The sequence below is a fragment of the Kitasatospora sp. NPDC056446 genome (genome assembly GCF_042796115.1).
Classification (GTDB): domain Bacteria; phylum Actinomycetota; class Actinomycetes; order Streptomycetales; family Streptomycetaceae; genus Kitasatospora.
Genome location: NZ_JBHTRF010000068.1, coordinates 43,377 through 49,802, shown reverse-complemented (window position 1 = coordinate 49,802; position 6,426 = coordinate 43,377). Strand labels below are relative to the sequence as shown.

General features: G+C 70.4%; 5 protein-coding genes. All 5 read left to right on the top strand.

Annotated elements, in window-relative coordinates:
* The first annotated feature begins 367 nt into the window (after positions 1-367).
* Positions 368-1,558 carry an ROK family protein gene (locus ACFQ6N_RS31165; RefSeq protein WP_380656254.1) on the top strand — a complete coding sequence of 397 codons (1,191 nt, stop codon included), beginning with the start codon at positions 368-370 and terminating at the stop codon, positions 1,556-1,558.
* Positions 1,559-1,664: 106 nt separating this feature from the next.
* Positions 1,665-3,020, top strand: a complete 1,356-nt coding sequence (locus ACFQ6N_RS31160; protein ID WP_380656251.1) for an ABC transporter substrate-binding protein — start codon at positions 1,665-1,667, stop codon at positions 3,018-3,020.
* 26 nt (positions 3,021-3,046) lie between these two features.
* Positions 3,047-4,063, top strand: coding sequence for a carbohydrate ABC transporter permease (locus ACFQ6N_RS31155; RefSeq protein WP_380656249.1), 1,017 nt, complete (start codon positions 3,047-3,049; stop codon positions 4,061-4,063).
* Between the two features lie 21 nt (positions 4,064-4,084).
* The gene (locus ACFQ6N_RS31150) at positions 4,085-4,996 is read left to right on the top strand and encodes a carbohydrate ABC transporter permease (RefSeq protein ID WP_380656246.1); all 912 of its coding nucleotides are present in this window, start codon (positions 4,085-4,087) and stop codon (positions 4,994-4,996) included.
* Positions 4,996-6,309 (top strand): 6-phospho-beta-glucosidase, encoded by a 1,314-nt coding sequence (locus ACFQ6N_RS31145; RefSeq protein ID WP_380656243.1) that lies wholly within the window; start codon positions 4,996-4,998, stop codon positions 6,307-6,309. The genes ACFQ6N_RS31150 and ACFQ6N_RS31145 overlap by 1 nt, the downstream gene beginning before the upstream one ends.
* Positions 6,310-6,426: the final 117 nt, after the last annotated feature.

The following is a 6,426-nucleotide window of genomic DNA, read 5'->3' as shown; positions in this document are numbered from 1 at the left end:
TAAGAGACTGGTTAAGTGGGGGGCCTTTGGGCGGCGGCCACCAACTCAGTGGCGCCCGCCGCGCTTGTTTTCAGTAGCTGGTTTTGTTTTTTGCTGCCCGCCTCGCCACTCGTGCAAGGCGGGCAGCAAAAGTAGAGTCTTCCTCTATACAGTCCCGCGGTTGGATGTTTGTTGTGGCGGGCTTTCGGTTTTCTTTTTGAAGGCGGGGCGAGTGTGAGCCCCGCCCCCACCGGTCCGGTAACGCTTCGGCATCCTCCGGGTCACCGGGCATTGACACCCCGCTCACGCGGCCCTTACGGTCCTTCCCAAGCGACTGGAAAGTTTCCTAACAGTTCACCCGACCAGCCGAACGAGGAGGATTCCGGCCATGACCAGGAGCACCGCCAAGGCCCCCCTCGCCGGCACCCCCAGCCTGCTGCGCGCCATCAACGACCGTGCCGCCCTGGAACTCCTGCTGGAGAACGGCCCGCTCTCCCGCACCCAGATCGGCACCCTGACCGGGCTGTCCAAGCCCACCGCCTCCCAGCTGCTGGCCCGGCTGGAGGCGGCCGGGCTGGTCCTGCCGGTCGGCACCACGGCCGGCGGCCCGGGGCCCAACGCGCAGCTCTACCAAGTGAATCCGGCCGCCGGCCACGTCGCCGGACTGGACGTCACCAACAGCGGGATCCGGGTCGCGGTCGCCGACATCACCGGCACCACGCTGGCCGAGCACACCGTGGCCACCAAGGGCGTCCCGGCCGCCGAGACGGTCCCCAGGGTGGCCGCCGCGGTGGCCGAGGCGGTCCGCGCCGCCGGGCTCCCCGAGGGCAGTCTGCGCGCCGTCGCGATCGGCGTCGGCGGTGCCCCCGACCCGGTCACCGGCAAGCTGCGCTACGCCTCCCACCTGCCCGGGTGGCACTCGCCGCGACTGGTCGAGGAGCTGTCCGAGGCGGTCGGCGCGCCGGTGTCGATCGAGAACGACGTGAACCTGGCCGCCGTCGCCGAGCAGGTCTCCGGCGCGGCGGCGGGCTTCGAGGACTTCGTCCTGCTCTGGGCCGAGGCGGGCGTCGGCGCCGCGATCGTGATCGCCGGGCGGCTGCACCGCGGCTTCACCGGCGGCGCCGGCGAGGTCGGCTACATGCCGGTGCCCGACTCGCCCGTCGAGTGGGACTCCCGGCGCCGCAACTTCGGCGGCTTCCAGGCCCTGGTCGGCGCGCCCGCCGTCCGGGTGCTGGCCCGCGAGCACGGGCTCGGCGCGCCCACCGCGGAGGAGTCGATCGCCAAGGCGCTGGCGACCCCGGGCGCCGGCGACGCCTTCCTCGCCGAACTGGCCGGGCGGCTCGCCGTCGGGCTGACCGTGATCGTCGCCGTCGTCGACCCCCAGCTCGTGGTCCTCTCCGGCGCGGTGCCGAGCGCGGGCGGGGAACGTCTGCGCTCGCTCGTCGAGGACGAACTGGCCCGGCTCTCCATCGCCCGGCCGGAGGTCCGCAGCAGTGCCCTGCCCGGCTCCCCGGTCCTGCTCGGCGCCCTGCAACGTGCCCTGTCGGACGCCCGCGAGGCGGTCTTCTCCACCCACTGACGCTCCCCTGTCACCTCGTTCCACCCGCACCCACCTCTCCCCCAACCCCCGAACGCGGGACCCGAGGCAACGACGCCTGCCCGCGCACTCCCAGGAGGACCTCGAAGTGCACGCCACCACCTCCCGCAGAGGCCGCCGCACGATCGTCGCCGTCGCCGGCAGCGCCGTCCTGGCCCTGCTCGCCACCGCCTGCACCGGTTCCAGCGGCTCGGGCTCCACCGACGACTCGGCCTCCGGCAAGGACGTCACCATCACGTTCTGGCACGGCTGGAACCAGGACAACGAGACCAAGGCGATCAACGACAACATCGCCGCCTTCGAGAAGGCCCACCCCAACATCCACGTCAAGGCCGTGGGCAACATCGCCGACGACAAGGTCAACCAGGCCCTGCGGGCCGGCGGCGACGACGCGCCCGACGTGGTGTCCTCCTTCACCACCAACAACGTCGGCATGTTCTGTTCCACCAAGGCGTTCGTCGACCTCAAGCCCCTGCTGCAGAAGAGCGGCATCGACCCGGTCAAGACCTTCCCGGCCGCGATGCTCGACTACACCCAGTTCCAGGGCAACCAGTGCTCGCTGCCGCTGCTCGGCGACGCGTACGGCCTGTACTACAACAAGAAGGCGTTCGCCGACGCCGGCATCGCCAACCCGCCGAAGACCTTCAGCGAGTTCGCCGCGGACGCCGCCGCGCTGACCGTCGCCGACGGCGACTCGTACAAGCAGCTCGGCTTCATGCCGCTCTACCACGGCTACGAGTCCACCACCGAGCACTTTCTCGGCCAGTACGGCCCCACCTACTTCGGTGCCGACGGCAAGTCGAACATCGCCACCGACCCGAAGGTCGCCGCGATGCTCAAGTGGCAGAAGGGCCTGGTCGACCAGCTCGGCGGCTACGCCAAGCTGGACAAGTTCCGCTCGACCTTCGGCGAGGAGTTCAGCGCCAAGAACCCGTTCCACACCGGCCAGGTCGCGATGGCCCTCGACGGCGAGTGGCGCACCGCCTCGCTCGCCGAGAACAAGCCCGGCTTCGAGTGGGCCACCGCCGCGTTCCCGGTCCCGGACGACCAGGCCGACACCTACGGCCGCGGCTACCAGACCGGCACCATCGTCGGCATCGCCGGCACCAGCAAGAAGCAGGCCGCCGCCTGGGAGCTCGTCAAGTACCTGACCACCGACACCGACGCGGTCGTCAACTTCGCCAACGCGATCCACAACGTGCCGAGCACCTTCGAGGCGCTCAACTCGCCCAAGCTGGTGAGCGACACCAACTTCAAGACCTTCCTGGACGTCGCCAAGAACGCCCACTCCGGCACCACGCCGGCGGCCGTCAACGGCAGCGCCTACATCTCCTCCCTGCAGAACCTCGGCTACGACTACGAGTCCGGCAAGCAGGCCGACCTCCAGGCCGGGCTGGCCGCCACGGCCAAGCAGATCGACACCGACATCGCCCAGGCCAAGTAGCGCCGGGAACGGTCCACGGAGCTCCCATGTCACTCGCGTTCGGCACCCGCAAGGGAAACAGCGGCAAGGCTGACGCCGGACCGTCCGGCCCGGCGGCGCCCTCCACGCAGCACCTGCTGCGCCGGAAGCGCCGCCGGGAGGCGGCCCGCACCCTCGCCTTCCTCTCCCCCTGGCTGATCGGGTTCAGCGTCTTCTTCGTCTACCCGCTGGTCTCCACCGCCTACTTCTCCTTCACCCAGTACAACGGCTTCGGCGCACCGACGTTCAACGGCCTCAAGAACTGGGACTACGTCTTCAACCAGCTGCCGACCTTCTGGCAGGGCCTGCGCAACACCCTCTGGCTGGTCGTCGTGATGGTGAGCCTGCGGGTCGCCTTCGGCCTCGGCATCGGCATGCTGATCACCAAGGTCAAGACCGGCGCCGGCTTCTTCCGCACCGCGTTCTACCTGCCGTACCTGGCCCCGCCGGTGGCCGCGACCGTCGCCTTCGCCTTCCTGTTCAACCCCGGCACCGGCCCGGTCAACCACCTGCTCGGCGAGATCGGCCTGCCGCAGCCCGGCTGGTTCGCCTCCCCGGACTGGTCCAAGCCGGCGCTCACCCTGCTCGCCATGTGGGGCATCGGCGACCTGATGGTCATCTTCATGGCCTCGCTGCTGGACGTCCCCAAGGAGCAGTACGAGGCGGCCGAACTGGACGGCGCCGGACCGTTCCAGCGCTTCCGGTACGTCACGCTGCCGAACATCTCGCCGATCATCATGTTCGCGGTGGTCACCGGGGTGATCCAGACCATGCAGTACTACACCCAGGCGATCGTCGCCGGGAAGGTCGCCAGCGGCATCGCCGGCAACTCCGGCCAGCAGTTCGAACCGGGCTACCCGAGCGGCTCCACCTGGACCCTGCCGCAGATGGTCTACAACCTCGGCTTCCAGCGGTTCAACTACGGCGCTGCCTGCGTCGTCGCCCTGGTGCTGTTCGCCATCTCGATGGCCGTCACCTCGATCCTGCTCCGCCGCAAGTCCGGCTTCATGGCGAACGACGACTAGCGGGCCAGTGAGGACCTGAACATGACTCTCAGCAACACGCTCACCCCGGCCCCGGCCCCGACCGGCCGCACCGGCCGCTCCGGCAGCCCCGCCGCCCGGGCGGCCCGGCGCCGCGACCTGCTCAACTGGGTGGCCGTCCACTCCCTGGCCATCGCCGCCACGCTGTTCTTCCTGCTCCCCTTCGTCTTCGTCTTCCTCACCTCGCTGATGGACGACCAGCAGGCGCTCACCACCGACTACTGGCCCACCCACTGGCAGTGGGGCAACTACACCAAGGTCTGGAGCACCCCCGGTTTCCTCTCCTGGTGGCGCAACACCCTGCTGTACGCCGGGCTCGGCACCCTGCTGACCGTCGTCTCCAGCCTGCCGGTCGCCTACGCGCTCGCCAAGTTCCGCTTCCGGGGCCGCAACCTGGCGCTGATGGCGGTCATCGCGATGATGATGCTGCCGCCGCAGGTCACCGTCATCCCGATGTACCTGTTCTGGGCCAAGCAGATGGGCCTGGGCGGCTCGCTCTGGCCGCTGATCATCCCGATGGCCTTCGGCGACGCGTTCTCCATCTTCCTGCTGCGCCAGTTCCTGATGACCATCCCCAAGGAGTACATCGAGGCCGCCCGGATCGACGGCTGCGGCGACCTGCGCACCCTGCTGCGGGTGGTCCTGCCGATGGCCAAGCCGGCCATCGCGGCGGTCGCGCTGTTCCAGTTCTTCTACTGCTGGAACGACTACTTCGGCCCGCAGATCTACGCCAGCAACAACCACGAGGCGTGGACCCTCTCGTACGGGCTGGAGTCGTTCAAGGCCGCCCACCACGCCAACTGGAACCTCACCATGGCCGCCACCCTGCTGGTGATGGCGCCGGTGATCCTCCTCTTCTTCTTCGCTCAGAAGGCCTTCATCGAAGGCGTGACACTGACAGGGGTCAAGGGCTGATGTCCGCACCGAAGACGTCCGGAGCTTCCTCGCTCAAGCTGGCCATCGTCGGCGGTGGTTCGACGTACACCCCGGAGCTGATCGACGGCTTCGCCCGGCTGCGCGACACCCTGCCGGTCGGCGAGCTGGTGCTGATCGACCCGGCCGCCGAACGGCTGGAGCTGATCGGCGCGCTCGCCCGGCGGATCTTCGCCAAGCAGGGGCACACCGCGACGGTCACCGTGACGACGGACCTGGCGGCGGGCGTCGCGGACGCCGACGCCGTCCTGCTCCAGCTGCGGGTCGGCGGGCAGGCGGCCCGCAACCAGGACGAGACCTGGCCGCTGGAGTGCGGCTGCGTCGGCCAGGAGACCACCGGCGCCGGCGGGCTCGCCAAGGCGCTGCGCACCGTCCCGGTGGTCCTGGACATCGCCGAGCAGGTGCGCCGGGCCAACCCGGACGCCTGGATCGTGGACTTCACCAACCCGGTCGGCATCGTCACCCGGGCCCTCCAGACCGCCGGCCACAAGGCCGTCGGGCTGTGCAACGTCGCCATCGGCTTCCAGCGCAAGTTCGCCGCGCACCTCGGGGTGGACCCGGAGCTGGTCCGGCTGGACCACGTCGGGCTCAACCACCTGACCTGGGAGCGCGGGGTGACCCTGCTCGACGGGCCCGGCGCCGCCGGCGGCCGGGAGGTGCTGCCGGAGCTGCTGCGGGACTTCGGGAAGGACATCGCGGCCGACCTGCACCTGCCGCAGCCCGTCATCGAACGGCTCGGCGTCGTACCGTCCTACTACCTGCGGTACTTCTACCAGCACGACGCGGTGGTGGCGGAGCTCAAGGAGCAGGGCTCGCGGGCCGCGCAGGTCTCCGAGATCGAGCGGCAGCTGCTGGAGCTGTACGCCGACCCGACCCTGGACACCAAGCCGGAACTGCTCGGCAAGCGCGGCGGCGCCTTCTACTCGGAGGCCGCCGTCCAGCTGATCGCCGCACTGCTCGGCACCGGCGGCGGCACCTCCGTGCAGGTGGTCAACACCCGCAACGACGGCGTGCTGCCCTTCCTCCCCGACGACGCCGTCATCGAGGTGCCGGCCGAGGTCGACGCGGCGGGCGTGCGCCCGCTGCCGCAGCGCCCCCTGGAGCCGCTGTACGCCGGGCTCACCGCCGCCGTCACCGCCTACGAGCACCTCGCGCTCGACGCCGCCCTGCACGGCGGCCGCGACCGGGTCTTCGACGCCCTGCTCGCCCACCCGCTGGTCGGCCAGATCGAACTCGCCGACCAGCTCACGGACCGGCTGCTCGCCCACAACCGCGAGCACCTCGCCTGGGCCTGACACGGCCCGCGGAAGCCCCGGCCCGCGACCCCCTCGGGGCGCGGGCCGGGCACCGCGAGGAGACCGTCCACCCCCGGCCGGCGACTTCCCGGCCGGGCACCACCGGCCGCCGCACCG